The 15,384-nt window shown below is 45.3% G+C and carries 13 protein-coding genes; all 13 read right to left on the minus strand.

Going from position 1 to position 15,384, the window contains the following annotated elements; translation table 11 throughout:
* Window positions 1-132: 132 nt before the first annotated feature.
* The gene (locus FDP09_RS08700; RefSeq protein WP_137402291.1) at window positions 133-1,320 is read right to left on the minus strand and encodes a molybdopterin molybdotransferase MoeA; all 1,188 of its coding nucleotides are present in this window, start codon (window positions 1,318-1,320) and stop codon (window positions 133-135) included.
* Between the two features lie 115 nt (window positions 1,321-1,435).
* Window positions 1,436-2,518 carry a HesA/MoeB/ThiF family protein gene (locus FDP09_RS08705; RefSeq protein ID WP_137402292.1) on the minus strand — a complete coding sequence of 361 codons (1,083 nt, stop codon included), beginning with the start codon at window positions 2,516-2,518 and terminating at the stop codon, window positions 1,436-1,438.
* On the minus strand, window positions 2,518-3,114 hold the full coding sequence (locus tag FDP09_RS08710; protein WP_137402293.1) for an NTP transferase domain-containing protein: 597 nt from the start codon (window positions 3,112-3,114) through the stop codon (window positions 2,518-2,520). The genes FDP09_RS08705 and FDP09_RS08710 overlap by 1 nt, the downstream gene beginning before the upstream one ends.
* The gene (gene moaC, locus FDP09_RS08715; protein WP_137402294.1) at window positions 3,098-3,574 is read right to left on the minus strand and encodes a cyclic pyranopterin monophosphate synthase MoaC; all 477 of its coding nucleotides are present in this window, start codon (window positions 3,572-3,574) and stop codon (window positions 3,098-3,100) included. The genes FDP09_RS08710 and moaC overlap by 17 nt, the downstream gene beginning before the upstream one ends.
* Window positions 3,571-4,548: a GTP 3',8-cyclase MoaA gene (gene moaA / locus FDP09_RS08720; protein WP_137402295.1), complete on the minus strand. Its 978-nt coding sequence runs from the start codon at window positions 4,546-4,548 to the stop codon at window positions 3,571-3,573. The genes moaC and moaA overlap by 4 nt, the downstream gene beginning before the upstream one ends.
* Window positions 4,549-4,558: 10 nt before the next feature.
* On the minus strand, window positions 4,559-4,975 hold the full coding sequence (locus FDP09_RS08725) for a molybdenum cofactor biosynthesis protein MoaE (protein WP_137402296.1): 417 nt from the start codon (window positions 4,973-4,975) through the stop codon (window positions 4,559-4,561).
* An 8-nt stretch (window positions 4,976-4,983) separates the two neighbouring features.
* Complete coding sequence (locus FDP09_RS08730; RefSeq protein WP_137402297.1) at window positions 4,984-5,223, minus strand: MoaD/ThiS family protein; 240 nt, start codon at window positions 5,221-5,223, stop codon at window positions 4,984-4,986.
* A gap of 273 nt (window positions 5,224-5,496) precedes the next feature.
* Window positions 5,497-6,177 carry a response regulator transcription factor gene (locus FDP09_RS08735; protein WP_137402298.1) on the minus strand — a complete coding sequence of 227 codons (681 nt, stop codon included), beginning with the start codon at window positions 6,175-6,177 and terminating at the stop codon, window positions 5,497-5,499.
* Between the two features lie 20 nt (window positions 6,178-6,197).
* Window positions 6,198-8,012 carry a sensor histidine kinase gene (locus FDP09_RS08740; RefSeq protein ID WP_187328825.1) on the minus strand — a complete coding sequence of 605 codons (1,815 nt, stop codon included), beginning with the start codon at window positions 8,010-8,012 and terminating at the stop codon, window positions 6,198-6,200.
* Window positions 8,013-8,076: 64 nt separating this feature from the next.
* Window positions 8,077-9,966 (minus strand): DUF4153 domain-containing protein, encoded by a 1,890-nt coding sequence (locus tag FDP09_RS08745; RefSeq protein ID WP_137402299.1) that lies wholly within the window; start codon window positions 9,964-9,966, stop codon window positions 8,077-8,079.
* A gap of 955 nt (window positions 9,967-10,921) precedes the next feature.
* Complete coding sequence (locus FDP09_RS08750; RefSeq protein ID WP_137402300.1) at window positions 10,922-12,004, minus strand: IS110 family RNA-guided transposase; 1,083 nt, start codon at window positions 12,002-12,004, stop codon at window positions 10,922-10,924.
* A 311-nt stretch (window positions 12,005-12,315) separates the two neighbouring features.
* Window positions 12,316-12,693 carry a nitrite reductase small subunit NirD gene (gene nirD, locus FDP09_RS08755; protein ID WP_137402301.1) on the minus strand — a complete coding sequence of 126 codons (378 nt, stop codon included), beginning with the start codon at window positions 12,691-12,693 and terminating at the stop codon, window positions 12,316-12,318.
* Between the two features lie 45 nt (window positions 12,694-12,738).
* Entirely contained in the window at window positions 12,739-15,234 is a 2,496-nt protein-coding gene (gene nirB, locus FDP09_RS08760) for a nitrite reductase large subunit NirB (protein WP_137402302.1), read from the minus strand.
* Window positions 15,235-15,384 lie beyond the last annotated feature (150 nt).

A 15,384-nucleotide genomic window follows, 5' to 3' on the forward strand; every position in this document is an offset into this window, starting at 1 on the left:
CGGAAATCCTATCTTAAACCCTGTTTGACGCTTTAGCGTGCGTCTTATGTTCCAGTGTATTAGCTACACAAATTAGCTGGTTTACCTTGCTTTTTACCAAGTCATGGAATGCCGGTTTAATACAATGTTTTTTTATCTAATACACAGGAATTCCAGCTGCTCACCTTCCAGAAAGTCACCGTCTCGCTGGGGAAGTAGCAAAAAGCCATCCGTTTTGGAGAGGCTGAAAAGGTCTCCGGAGCCATTATGGCTGAAGGGAAAGGCGTGACCCGTTTTGGCGTCGATACGGACAGACACGAATCGTGATAAATTGGGATTGCCGGGGATTTTTTCGCCCAACGCTTTTACTTCCAATTGAAGGGGTGTCCCCATGGAAGCATGTAGCCATTGCTGGAAGTAAAACAAGTGATTTACGTAAGTCGAAACGGGATTTCCCGGGTAAGCAAATACCTTGGTGCCTTTTTCTGGGTGGTGTCCAAACCAAAAAGGTTTGCCAGGCCGCTGGGCGACACGATGAAAGTGCTTGTGTACACCCAAATCGCTCAACACAGCTGGAATATGGTCAAATTTCCCTTTAGAGACTCCCCCGCTCAAAAGCAATACATCGTAGGTATCAATGAGTTTGGAAAGGGTGTTTTCCAAGGCTTCTTTGTCGTCATTGATATGATACATCTTACTAAGAATGCCTTCTTTTACAAGGGCAGACCACAGGGTATAAACGTTGGATTTACGGATTTGATGGGGGAGCGGTGTCTGGTTCACATCTACCAATTCATCTCCCGTAGAGATGATGGCGACAGAAGGAAGTTTGGCTACCGATACAGTTGCTTTTCCCACAGTAGCCAGTATGCCGATGTCAGCAGCGGTGATCAGCTTTCCTTTCGAAATGATTTTTTCCCCTTTTTTGGAATCACTTCCGCGATTATGAATATAGCGCTTGGAGGCTTTTTCTAACTGGATATGGGCATTTCCATCCTTTATTTCTATTTCTTCGTAAGGAATGATCGTGTCCGCACCGACGGGGAGGATCGCTCCGGTCATCACTTCCAGACAGTGGTCAGCATCCATCAATTCCATTTGCGGTGTTCCTGCCGATTGGATGCCTTGGACGGTATAGGAAGGTTTTAGGGGATTGTCCAGGTTTCCGAGTCGGATAGCGATACCATCCATCATTACCCTGTCAAAAGGAGGGGCGTCCAGGTCTGTAAAAATGTCCTCTGCTAAAAAACGACCAGTGGTTGCAGATAGCTTTATGTCTTCTGTACCGTAGGATTGTTGTTGGCTGAGAACTGACTGCAGGGCTTCATTGATGGTGATCATGGGATACTTATGTTTTTAATCTGAAATGGAAATACAAATCCCTCTTCTGGTAGGCTGGCACACGTTCAGACCGGCCTTTTTAGGAGAAAGTGTAATTCTTGGATACGGCAAAGGACTATACCCATCCTTCTGCTTCTAATGCGTTCATGCCTCCTTCTACGTTGTATATGACTTGTTCAGGATGCAGGGATTGAAGTAATTGGGCGGCTTTAAGACTTCTCATGCCGGATTGACAGATCAAAGTAACGGGAGCCTTTTCGTTGATTTCTTGGTGTCTTTCTGTGAGTTGGGACAGTGGGATGTTCAGTGCGTTTTCCAAATGCCCCTCTTCAAATTCCCCTTCATTCCTCACATCGATGACCTGCTGCTGCCTATTTGCTTCCTGTTTGTTCCAGAACTCTTCGCTGGTCAAACTAGTGACATCCATATCGGTGCTGCACATTGGCTGCCCGTAGTTGTTTTTGAGTGCCGCGATGGATTGGTTTTCAGGAACCACGGGAAGTCCCACTTTAAGATGGGTCTGTGCCAGGGTATCTATGATCAGCAATTTGCCACTCAAAAGTTCTCCGATTCCCGTCAGGACTTTGACGGCTTCCAGTGCCTGATAGGTGCCAATAAGGGCAGGTAAGATGCCCAAAACACCGTTCTCGTCACAGTTTAGAATAGCTGAAGTATCACCTCCCTCCGGAAACAGACAACGGTATGTGGGGCCATTTTGATAGTTCATGACACTTACTTGCCCCTCAAAATCGTGTAGGGCACCATAAATAAAAGGCTTGTCGAGGATCACACAGGCGTCGTTTACCAAATAGCGCGTGCCAAAATTGTCTGAGGCATCCACGATGAGGTCGTAACCAGCCAGTTCATGCAAGGCATTTTCGGGTGTTAAAAATTTGCGGATATTGGTAAAGTGCGTAGATGGATTCTGCCGCTTTAAGTGCTGGATAAGCACATCAGTTTTGGGTTTGCCCACATCTTCTGGGGTGAATAGCGTTTGCCGTGCCAGGTTACTTTCGGCTACGGTATCTTGATCCATGATGGCTATTTTTCCTACGCCCACGCCATTGAGGTATTGGGCAGCAGGTGTTCCCAATCCACCTGCTCCGATGATCAATACACTGGCTGAAGCGAGTTTTTCTTGGGATTCTCTTCCAAAACTTTTTAGCCGTATTTGCTTTTGATAGCGTAATTCGTCCATTAGTTTTCTTCTATTCTTGATTTTGCCATTTCATAATCTTCGGGGAAATTGGCGTTGAACAGTTCCAGGTCGTTCTCAGGATAGATGAGGTGAACATCTGAATTCATGAGAAATTTTCTGGGGCAGCTTTTTCCCGATTCATTCATAAACTTCTTGGCTTCGATCAGGCCTTTTGGTTCCCAGATGCCGATGAGAGGTTCGGGGAGCTTGGATTCGTGGGTAGCATATACGGTGGCGGATTTTTGTGGTTGCCGCTGTTTTACCAAAGCCCTGAGGCTTTCTTCATGGATGTGGGGCAAGTCCACTGCCACCACCAGCCAGGCTTTGTCCGGATGTTGGTGATGAGCGGATAAAATCCCATTAAGCGGGCCTTTAAATTGGTCTTCGTCAATGATATGGTTTAGTCCAGAAGTGATGATGTTCTCCTGGTCAGCCCTGCAACTAATAAACGTTTTGGGACACAGTTCCCTAAGCGTATGGTAAAGGTAAGATCGGTGGTTAGTGCGGTAGTATTGCAGTTCACCTTTATCTTGTCCCATTCGGGAGCTTTTGCCTCCGGCCAAAACAAGTCCGTACAAATTATCTGTTGAATACATTTTTTCCTCCTTCTTTGGCCATTAATTTGGTTTCCATAATGTTGATGTCATGAGTAAGCGCTTTGCACATATCGTAAATGGTCAAGGCCGCCACACTGGCAGCAGTCAGGGCTTCCATTTCCACGCCGGTTTTTCCTTCGCATTTTACCGTCGCCGTGATCTCTAGTTGTTTATTGCCTGGGGCAATGTCCAACTGGATTTTGCTCAAGGCCAAAGGATGGCAAAGCGGAATCAAGTCCGAAGTTTTTTTGGCGGCCATGGTACCTGCGATGATGGCAGTTTGTATGATGCTGCCTTTTTTGCCCAAGAAATTATCCTTGGAGAGGCGATCAAATACCTCCTCTGGAAAAGTAACGATCGATTGGGCCGTTGCAGTTCGCTTGGTGACGGATTTTTCGGAAACATCTACCATTTTGGCATTTCCGTCACTATCGACATGGGAGAGTTTTGGGTCTTTCATCCTCCGATCAGTGTCATTGATTTTTTGGTTTCGGATTGGTTTTCGGCTTCAAAGCCGTCTTTGTGCCTTGCTTGCATGGCGGTATATATGCTGAATTTGAGGCCGTTAATATGGTCGTGTTCACGTATCAGTGCTCTCAGGTCAATGGTTTCCGTGGCGTAGAGGCAAGTTTGCATTTCACCTTTGGCCGTAACCCTTACCCGGTTGCAGGTGCCACAGAATGTCCGGGAATAAGAAGGGATCACTCCAAACTTTCCTTTGCTCCCCTTTAGCTGATAGTTTAGGGAAGTGGAGCTTGCCGGTGCAGGAAGTTTTTGGATAGGGCCAAAGTGATCCTTGATATGTTCCAAAATGGTGATGTAATCCCATTTTAGGGTGGCCGGACCGCTGGATTGGCCGTTAAAAGGCATCTCTTCCAAGAAACGAACGGTAATGGGGTGATCATGTGCGTACCTTACAAAAGGAATGATGTCTTGGGTGTTTTTTCCATCCATTACCACACAATTTAGTTTTACGTCAAAGCCCTCATCCATCATCCGTTGGACATTGGTCATGACCGTATCGAATTGATTTCTTCGGGTAATCTCATTAAAACGCGATTTGTCGAGGCTGTCAAAACTGATATTGATCTTGGTAATCCCTAGCTTTTTGAGGTGAAGGATATGGGGACCGATCAGGGTGGCATTAGTGGTGATGGAAATTTCCTCTAGCCCATCGAGGAAGGCGAGCTTTTCCAAAAAGTCCATCAGTCCTTTTCGGACAAAGGGTTCTCCGCCAGTGATACGGATTTTGTCCACACCCATTTCCACGAAGGACTGCGAGAGCAGCAGCAGTTCGTCCCAGCTTAGCAGTTCGTTTTTATGGGCAAATTGTACGCCTTCTTCTGGCATGCAGTACTGACAGCGCAAGTTACAATTGTCTGTGACTGCGAGCCTCAGGTAGTTGATAGTTCTTCCATGATTGTCAATAAGCATGTGGGATAATTTAGGGGTGTGCATTGATCCAGGTGCTGTGGTCCTGGTAGGTTTCTTTTTTCCAGATAGGCACGACTTCTTTCAGTCGGTCTATCAGGTGTCTGGAAGCGGCAAAGGCCGCATCGCGATGGGCCGATGAGGTCCCTATAAATACCACAGGGTCAGTGATTTTTTTCTCGCCAATGGCATGGACCATGACCACTCTATGCAGGGGCCACTTTTGGCCTGCTTCTTCGGCTAGCTCTTCCATTTTCAATAAAGCCATTTTTTCATAGGCCTCAAAAAAAAGATGGCTTACTTCTTTCTGGTTGTTCAGGTCCCGTACGGTACCAATGAACGTGCAGATACCACCACTCTCTGGATGTATAAGGTGCTGATAGGCTTCGTTGATGTTGATGTCTTTCTGTATCGTGATATGACGTTCCATAGGTGATTTTATCCCCCGCTTACCGGAGGGATCAAGGCTACTTCATCGTGTTTGTTTACAATCGTTTCTTCACTGGCGTAGAACAAATTGACGGAAACTGCCAATGATGGAAGCTTTACTAGGTCGGGGTACTTTTGGAAAAGTAGGGATTTGAGGTCCTTTACTTTTACAAATGTTTCTTCCACCGGGAATTCTATCATTGCTGATCCAGTGATATCCTTTGCTGCACCAAATGTGTGAATTTTCATACGTAATACTTTTTGCTTCTAATGAGCGGTTGAACGTTAACCAAGCGATTAAGTCACTCGTTATTAATGACATCTGCAAGGTACGAAAGAAATTTTGAAATACGTAAATTTACGTAGTTTTTATTTCTTTTCTTCCACTCGCCTAAAGCTTCCTCAAGGTAGGTATAAAAAGGGGTTGATTACAAGGTGTCGGGAACAAAGATCACGAATTTTGAAAATCATGACCATTTCATTCGCTATAATTTCTTGCTCCTCCCAGTGGCTGTGCTGGTTTTAAATATTTTCTATGTGCTGTTTGAGTCCAGGTTCGTCTTCCAGTTTTTTTAGAAGCTCTACCACGTTGTTTACCTTCAGCTTTTTCATGATATTAAAGCGGTGGGTTTCTATGGTACGGATGCTTTTGCCCAGCTGTTCGGCGATTTCTTTGTTGCTGGTACCGTCAGAGATCATTTTTAATATCTGCTTTTCCCGTTTGGTGATGTCATAATCATTTGCAGGAGTGATGCTTTTATTGGCCCTTTTGTCCTTTACGTTCAAGTAACTCTTTACCAGTACTTGGCTTATATCACCACTAAAATACTGTCCACCTTGGTGGATGGTTCGAATTGCCTTCATAAACTCATCTTTACTGGTGTCTTTCAGTAAATAGCCTGCGGCACCGCATTCGATGGATTGCAGGATATAATCTTCATCGTCATGCATGGAAAGAATGAGGGATTTGGTTTCTTGCTGAGTACTGGTCAGCTTTCTGGTAGCGTTTAGTCCGTTCATGACCGGCATGCGAATATCGATGATCAAGATATCGGGTTTTACTTCCTTTACTTTTTCGAGGGCTTCCTCTCCGTTTGATGCTTCGCCGATCACTTCTACTTCACCTTCATTTTCCAAGAGATTTTTGATGCCACTTCTTACCACCATATGGTCATCTGCCAGTACTACTTTAATCTTTTCCATTCTACGTATGTTTTACTCAATTAGTCTAGGGGGACGTTAATGCTGATCGTGGTTCCTTTTCCTACTTGGGATGAGATCGTACATTGTCCATTGATAAAATTAGCTCTTTCCCGGATATTGAACAAGCCGTGGCCAGAAGTTGATAAATGTCCTTTTTCTTCCAATTTGTTTACCTCAAAGCCTTTGCCATCATCGACAATATCCACATTCAAAAATTGGGAATTGTGGGTTAGGATGATCTTTACCTCTGAGGCCTCAGCGTATTTGATCGCATTATTTACGGCTTCTTGGCATATTCGGTACAGGTTGTTTTCTACCTTTCCCTCCAATCGGTTCAGAAAGCCGGTTTGGTTTTCGAAGGTCACCTGTAGGTCCGATAGTTTAGTGATTTCCCGGCAAAACTTGTTGAGAACGGGCACGATGCCATAATCGGATAGGGCACTTGGTGTGAGGTTAAAAGAGATCCTTCTGACTTCCTTGATGACATTTTTCAGGAGGTCTTTGGAGGTCTTTAACTTATCGCGTTCATAATCGGACTTTACCGAGTGGATGCCCTCCAGGTTGAACTTCATGGCGGAAAGCAACTGGCCGATGCCGTCGTGCATGTCGCGGGAAATTCGCTTTCGCTCTTCTTCCTGCCCTTCCAGGATCAATGCAGATCGAAACTGTTGCTCCTTGACTTTTTTCTCGATGCGCTCTTTATTGATTTCTTGTGAAATGGCCTCGGCTTCCTTTTTTTCTGTTTCATCGGTAGCGATGACCATGAGGGTTTCGACGTCCCCATCATCGTCCATGGTGGGGGTAATGTTCATCTTGATCCAGACAAAGTCGCCCATGTCGTTGACCACTTTGATGTCTCCTGACCACGTTTTGCCCGAAAGGGTCATCATGCGGATGTTGTCAAGGTACCTGGAATCATAGCCCTGTTGTTGCAGCCATTTGAAGATGTTTTTTGGGGCTTCGTCAAATTCCATGATTCTGGAAAACTTGTCCGAAAAGTAGAAGAAATCTCCTGTGGGCTTACTCTTCGCAAATACAGTGTAATCTTCCACGGCGACATCTACTTCCAATAAATCCTGATAGGCCTGCTCCAAGGAACTGTAAAGCGAACTGATCTCCAAGGTCATCTTATGGGCTTTTTGTTCAGAGAGAAGCAGTTTTTTGAAGGTCTTTCTGATGGTTTTGGCGGATGGTATAAATATGAAAAAAATCTCAAATGAAATCACCCCAAGTGATAGGATCAGTAGGAATATCTCGATGCTCTGTAGGTTGGTGACCTTGTCCTTGGCTTCATCGTCATATTGAAAGACAATGTTGTCCATTCCGTCTAGGAAGGCTTGTTCATGATTGATCACGGTTTGAATGTGTTGGCTTAGACTGTCTGCGGGAAGGGCAAGGTCCTGCTCCAGTTTGTCAATGATTTGTTGTGCCGAATGAACCATGATGACATGGTCGTTTTCGATACCTGCAAACAGCTCTTGAACCGTTTTGCTGTTGTGGCCTTTTATGTCGAGCGTGCTGTCGCCAAATTGCAGGCCTTTATGGACTTCTTGCCACTCTTGCAGTGATGTCTTGAGGCCGGTGAGGTATTCCTTTCTTTTACCACTGCTAAGACTGTCCCCAAGTAATAGCACGTATTTGCTGATTTGCTGACTGAGCATACGCTGTCTTCCGGAGAGGTTGACCACCCTAGAGTCGTCTTTCTGTTCGCTAATGAATTTCTGTACCAAAATCTGGCTTAGGATGATACTGGTGGCGATGGCGCACAGCGCTATCAAGTAGTACCTTACTAATTTTTCGAATTTGGGCCTTTCCGATAAATGAGGATTTTTCATACTTCCGATATTCAATGGCAAAGTACGTAAATACACTTAAAAAAATAAGTAAAGCTTGCTTTCTTTAGCGTAAGGAGTCCCTTAGCAATAAATTCCCATCTAAGTAATCAAGTGTTATGGATGAATCATTTTTAGCAGAAAACCTGATGGATTTGAGTTCGAGTTTGATTTTTAAGCCTTCTGCATCAGTGGTATAAGTCATGTCTGAAGCTTTGTGAAAAGTATGGCTTGACATGGCTTCGGCCTCATGATAGAGGGCCAATACTAAGTTGTTGAGGTTTAGGTCCGTTTGACTTCGGGCATTGGAAAGGGACAGTCCATTTTTCTTGGCATTGAGGTGGATGCTGAAATTGTATGAGCCAGCTTGAAAAGAACTGGTGTCCTGATTGTAAATGTGGAGAGGTGTAAAATAATCATATCCTCGGGTCTTTACGGCTTGATGCGCTTGGCGGTTTGCTTCCAGTGTGATCAGGGAACTGGAGAGGGCATCCGGGGTTTCGGGAATCCCCAATGTTTCCAGGTAAAATGTGGCTGCGGTAGTTTGGTTCCACGTTGGCTTGTCTTTGTTGATGGTCTGCAGGATTTGGTCCACATCTTGATCAAACCATGTTTTCATTACTTCCAGCCCGTGGTGCGCTTCGAGGTAGCGGGTGATGGAGTAGATCTCCTTTACCTGTTCTTTTTTGATGAGTTGATTTGACGCGCTTTTTTGCATGGGGCTCAATTTGGGGAAATATGACTGGTCCCAAGTGATTTCATGCGTGGCGTGCTCATCTTCCAGCAGGTGATGGTCTCGCAAGAGTGCTTGTAATCTTCTGTACTGGCTTCTTTCACTGACTGAAAATATCCCCCAAGGGCCAACTGATGAAAAAAGGAGGATGCATGCCAAGGACAAGGGGATGAATTTAATACTTCTGAAGCCGAGTTTAAAATAAAAACAAGTCAAGCTAAGCCAAATGCCCAGTAATACAATAAGATATCTATTGATGGTGATTCCGTAATCCTCGATACGGATCCCGATAGCGATAAACAGCATGACCACCAAGGGGAACAGCAGGAAGTAAAAGATGCGTGAAAACTGACCGATCCAGCCAGACTCCTTGTCGTCCCGATAGGGGTACAATAGCAAAACGGTCAAAATCCCCCAAGTGGCCACTCCAATGATAAGGTAGGATACAATACCCTTTGGCCAGTCCCAAGCCATGATGATTTTTAAGCTGTACCCATATAGGATCAGCAGGTAAATTACCAATAGGCTCAGGAGGATGTACTGGCTGAAGATTTTCAATCCTCCGGGATAATTCACCTCTTGGTCGATCTGGCGAAGATCCGAGGGGATACCGGACAAGAAAAACCAGGTATTGAAAACCCCAATGATCAATACGAAGAGCTGAAGGTATATCTTAGGGTCAAAATTCACCTCGAAAAGGAGGTGCAGTGCAGCCATAGCCATGACGATCCCTAGGTACAGTACAGCTGAAAAGAGCAAGGCCGTCAAAAAACGAATAAATAGTGTTTTATTATAATTCCAAAAGGCCAAGGTGTGGGTGTTTTTTAGGTAGGGTGTGAAAGAGACCATCAAGTGAATGCAGGTGCTGAAAATACCAAATCGATAATAGGGCATGGCGGTGCTCTCTGAGCTGCTTCCATTTGGGAGTGAAAAGTAAATTAATACAAGAAAAATAATGCCCAATACATGATTAATGTAAACAAAAGGTGTTGGTAAAGCCTTCTTTTCGTTAAAGATGGTGATGCAAAAAAACAAGGAAATCCCTAGTGCAGCAGTAAGCATCAAGTTGATAAAGGGGAAGACATTGTCCAGCCAGTTTTCACCTTCTAATAAATAATTCCCTGCAGAAGATGCCAAGATTGCGGAGAAAAGGGCCAGCGGAAACCGCTTGACAGCTTTCAGGGCATGGCTATTCAGGTAACTAAGCGAGGGGAGATTAATCATAGATTCGGATATAAATCAGCTATACAAGTTAGATTAAAATACCTTAAAAATAATATAAATGTAAAATATATATTGAAAAACGTATTTTTTACCGATTTTGTATGGTTTTCATCGAGGGGCAAAGCAACATGCCATATCCGTTTCTAGGGGACGGGTAATAGGGAGGGAAATGAGGGTAAAACCGAAAACGTGGGATGGGCAATTTACCATGGGCTTCACCCATGGTTATAAATATATCGTCCCTCTGGGGCTAGCTTTCGAGTGTAATCTTTCAACCCGCTTTATGCATAAGGAATCGTTATGAGAGCTGAAACTACAAGAAAATCAGGCTGTTTGGAGGTTGAATCATAGCATTGCTATGGAGAAATCGAAAACAGCAGCGAAGCGACTGATTTTGAAGTAGTGTCAGGTCGTAATAGATAGGCTAATGCATAATGCGGGTTCCATGCAGGTCCAACATGCACTTGGTGTCTTTGGGACCTTCTATGTTGAAAAACAAGAGAATCAGCCAAAATCCTTTCATATAGGGTGTTTTTTTACAGTTTTCTCCCATAGTTTGTCAAAACAATCGACTAACTTGAAAGTGTTGGGCCGAAACGGAATCAAGCTCTGCCGGGGGGCAACTTGCCAGGGATAGGTCCTTCCGATGAATTATATTCATTTTAACTGCGGGCTTGGGAATCCCTGTCCGCAGTTTTCAGTATAATTCAGAAGCGGTATGCCTAAGAAAACCCCACCGGTGAAACCTGATCTTCACGGCCCGGCTTTTTTATACCGTCAAACTTACCTCTTTAATCAATCTTCTATCAGCGGTCTGTATCTCGCCGCATCGTATTTTCATTTCAAAGAGGAGGGGGATGCAACCTTTGTGTAGCGGTCCTCCCTGTTCAGGGTGCTGCAATCCCAAAATTTCATTTCTTCCCCCATCCTGATTTTCAAGGTATATTTTTCCTTATTATGATACTACTCCGGTCACATATTCTTTCCGGTGGACGATCACATACCTGATCCTGTTCAGCAGTTTCCTGGCAATCCTTATGATGGCCTTGTTCTTTGGCATTGTTTTGATAAGTTCATTGAACTTGGCCATTAATGCCGGATCCTGCCTTATGGCTACCCAGGAGGCTTCGATCAGCATGATCTTCAGCTCCTTTCTTCCTCTGTTGATCAGTTTGCCCACAACCATTTTATCGCCAGACCCATACATTCTTGGCACCAATCCCACATAATTACAGAGTTCATCAAGTCGCTTAAACCTTGTAAAATCTCCCAGCTGGGTCAGAAAGGCCATCGCCGACATTAAGCCTATTCCCGGAACGGTTACCAAAAGATTATAACTGTCCTTATAGCGGGATGTCCGGGAAAGCTCACGGACTTGCCTGTTGATGCCCAACAGCTCCTTTCTTAGGTTATTGACAATTCGCACATAGTTGTCAATGAGTGGACCTACCATCGGATCTGCACCGGAGAGGCTTAACAGCCAATCTGTGTAGGGCCTGGACCAATACCTTGTTTGTGCTGTTGTAAAACGTTCAGCCATGCTTATTCCAAATTGAAACAACAACGACTTGACCCTGTTCTTCTTTCTCGCAATATCTTTTACTATCCGGAACCTCTGACGGACTAACCCCCGGTCAGCTTCCAATTGCCTGTCCGGTATGTGGATGCCCGACAACGCGCCGCTTCTCAGGGACCGCGCCAGTTTTCTGCTGTCGGCCTTATCGGTCTTCTGCAACTTCTCTTTCTGGCTGGTGGGAACATCTGCCGGATTTATCACCATGCAGTTTACACCTAGGTCCCGTAATCGCCGGCAGGACCCAAAACCACTGAACCCCGCCTCATAAACGGCGTGATAGGCAGCTCCCGGGAAGTTCTTTTCAAGATACCGCACCAGTTGCTCCGCATCCGGGTCACGGCTCATCGTCTTGTGTTCGTATTGCTCGCCATAGATGCTGACCTTCCAGCTTTTCTTGTGGTAGTCAATACCTACATAAACAGATTGCCCCTCAAATATCTTTTGACTATCTTTCCTTTGCATAAGCTTGGTTCTTAACGTTTACATGATTTAATACTCTTGTTAAGTTAAGAATTTTGGCTTATGCACTTTTCAAACATAATACCTTTTTGGCACTTTTATGTATCGGTGGTTTTTCCATTAAGAAAACTGGCAGCTCCCAACTTTTACGCTCTATCCGTGATTGGCCAATAAAAAAGCAGGGTTTATCAACCAAACCCTGCTTTAGTAAAACGAAAATAGGTCTACTACTAATTGTTGTCTTTATAGGTTGAGCTATTGGGCTGTGAAATTGGCAATGGAAATCTTTCTGAAGCCCAAGCTGAATTTTATCCTTAGTCTTCGAACCCTACAAAAACATGCCCATCTTCCACTTTGACCGGATATACAGCGATGTCACAGGTGTCTCCATTGATATTTTTGCCGGTTTTGAGGGAGAAGTTTTTTTTGTGGAATGGGCAAGCTACTTTCGGTTCACCTTCAGTGGATCCGATCATACCACGGCTGAGGATCATTTGCATCTTGTGAGGACAAAGGTTCTGGCAGGCATACCATTCGTTTCTTCTGGAGAAGTTAAAGATGGCGATCTGGAGGTCTTTGTATTTTACACAGGCTCCACCATTTTCCGGAAAGGCACTTACAGGGGCAGCCTTGAACCAAGTGTTGATTTTGGAGGTGTCGGCGGTTTTATATTTTTCCAATTCTGAGATCATGGCTTCTTGTATTTAATATCTTCAGTCTTTTGTCTGGTGTCTTGCTTATCCCCAAGATGCGGGGATTTTTTGGCCTCTCATTTCTTTCCATTTAAGGCTAGGGTCCTCTTCATTGGCGTTGACGAAGTGTTTGAACTTAGCCCTGAGTTCAGGGTTGTTGACCACTTCTTTCCATTCACAGGCATAGGTATCGATCATAAAGGCCATTTCTTTTTCCAGTTCTTCCCCGATGCCAAGTGAATCATTGACGACCACGTCCCGGACATAATCCATTCCGCCTTCAAGTTTGTTGAGCCAAGTGGCGGTACGGGTAAGGGGCTCTGCAGTGCGGATATAAAACATCAAGAAACGGTCGATGTACTTCAGGCAGGTTTCGCGGTCCACGTCATTGATGAGGAGTTGGGCGTGTTGAGGTTTGGAGCCTCCGTTTCCACAGATATAAAGGTTCCAGCCTTTTTCGGTGGCAATGATGCCAAAGTCTTTGCTTTGCGCCTCGGCGCATTCCCGGATGCAGCCAGATACCGCGCCTTTCAGTTTGTGTGGAGAGCGAAGCCCTCGATAGCGCTCTTCTACCTCTATGGCAAAAGAGACCGAATCCTGTACCCCATATCGGCACCAAGTGCTACCTACGCAGCTTTTAATTGTCCTGAGGGATTTGCCGTAAGCGTGGCCACTTTCGAAGCCTGCGTTGATCAATTCTTCCCATATATCGGGGAGTTGGTCCACTCTGGCACCAAATAGGTCGATGCGTTGGCCTCCGGTGATTTTGGTGTAGAGGTTATACCTTTTGGCTACATCACCAAGGACGATGAGTTTTTCGGGTGTGATTTCCCCTCCTGGGATTCTCGGGACTACCGAATAAGTGCCACCTTTTTGGATATTGGCAAGGTACCTGTCATTGGTATCCTGAATGGTGTCCTGTTTGGTGATCAGCTCATTCCAAGTACTGGCAAGGATGGAAGCGACTGCGGGCTTACATACCTCGCAGCCGTCTCCTTGTCCAAACTGATCTAAGAGTTCATTGTAGGTTTTGATGCCTTTGATCTTTACGATGTCAAGCAGCTCTTGGCGACTGTAGTCAAAATGCTCACAAATCACATTTTTGACTGTTTTGCCCATGGCCTTCAGTTGATGCTTCAGTAGGTCGTTGACCATTGGCATACATCCGCCACAGCCGGTTCCTGCTTTGGTGCAGGACTTGATTTCGTCTACTTTGGTGACACCATCATTTTCGATCAAGCTGCAGATGGCTCCTTTGGTGACATTCTCACAGGAGCAAACTTGCGCTTCTTCAGGGAGGCTTTCCACTCCGGCACCCACCGCTTCTTTTCCGCCCCGAGCTCCCAAGATCAGGTCTTCGGGCTCAGGTGGCAGCGGCATGTTGTTTTGGGTCATTTGCAGCAGGATGTTGTAAGCAGACGCATCGCCGACCAAGATCCCGCCAAGGAGGCGTTTCCCGTCCATGGATACATTAATGCGCTTATAAATCCCACTGTTTTTATTTTCATAGACAATAGGTTTGGAAGGTTCGATTTCACCAAATGGATCACCAAAACTTCCTACATCTACTCCTATCAGTTTCAGTTTTGTGGACATGTCAAAGCCTGTAAAAGGCTTCACTTCGGTATTGATCAGTTGATTGACCACTTGAGTGGCCATTTCATAGCCGGGCGCTACCAATCCATATACCATATTTTGGTAAGAGGCTGCTTCGCCGATGGCATAGATGTCCGTATCATCCGTTTGGAGGAATTCATTGACCACGATTCCTCCCCGTGGGGCGGTGGTCAGTCCGGCGTCCTTGGCCAGTTCGTCCCTAGGTTTGATGCCGGCAGAGATGACGAGCATCTCCGTGTTCAGGTGGGTGTTGTCCGCGAAGCTCATGCCGGTAATTTTACCATTTCCGGTGATCTTTTTGGTGTTTTTGCTCAGGTGGATATTGATGCCCAACTCTTCCAGTTTGGATTGTAAGGTGGCAGAGCCGGCACTGTCCAGCTGACGGGGCATGAGTCTGGGTGCAAATTCAATGACGTGCGCTTCCAGTTCCATGTCGATCACCGCCTTAGCCGCTTCCAAACCTAATAGCCCTCCACCGATGACAGCGGCGGATTTTACCTTCTTGGAATAGTTGATAATAGCATCAAGGTCTTCCAAGGTCCTATAGACGAATACGCCTTTCTTATCGACACCGTCGATAGGGGGAACAAATGCCGCCGATCCTGTGGCTAAAACCAACTTGTCATAATGGTAATCATGGCCAGTGTGGGCGATGACCTTTTTGGCGTCCCTGTCGATTTTTACGATCATCTCATTGGTGTGTAAGTCGATGTTGTTTTCATCATACCAAGATCGTGGAGCCATCATCAGCTCGTCCGCTGTGGAGCCCGAAAAATAAGCGCTAAGGTGTACCCTGTCATATGCCGGCCATGGCTCCTCCCCAAAGACTGTGATCTCAAATTCTCCCTCTGTAGCCTGCGCTCGAAGTTTTTCGCAAAACTTGTAGCCGACCATCCCATTTCCGATTACTATTATCTTTGTCATATGAATGTTGGTTTTAGGTTTGGCTTCTTCTAAGTAGTTTGACTGAATTACTGACTGATTACAGCGGCTAAGTTATAAATTAATTTTTATAATACGTAAAAATACGTAAAAAATTACTTAAATTTGTTTTAGTAACTAAGTATAAACACG

It is taken from the genome of Echinicola rosea, from assembly GCF_005281475.1.
GTDB classification, from domain to species: domain Bacteria; phylum Bacteroidota; class Bacteroidia; order Cytophagales; family Cyclobacteriaceae; genus Echinicola; species Echinicola rosea.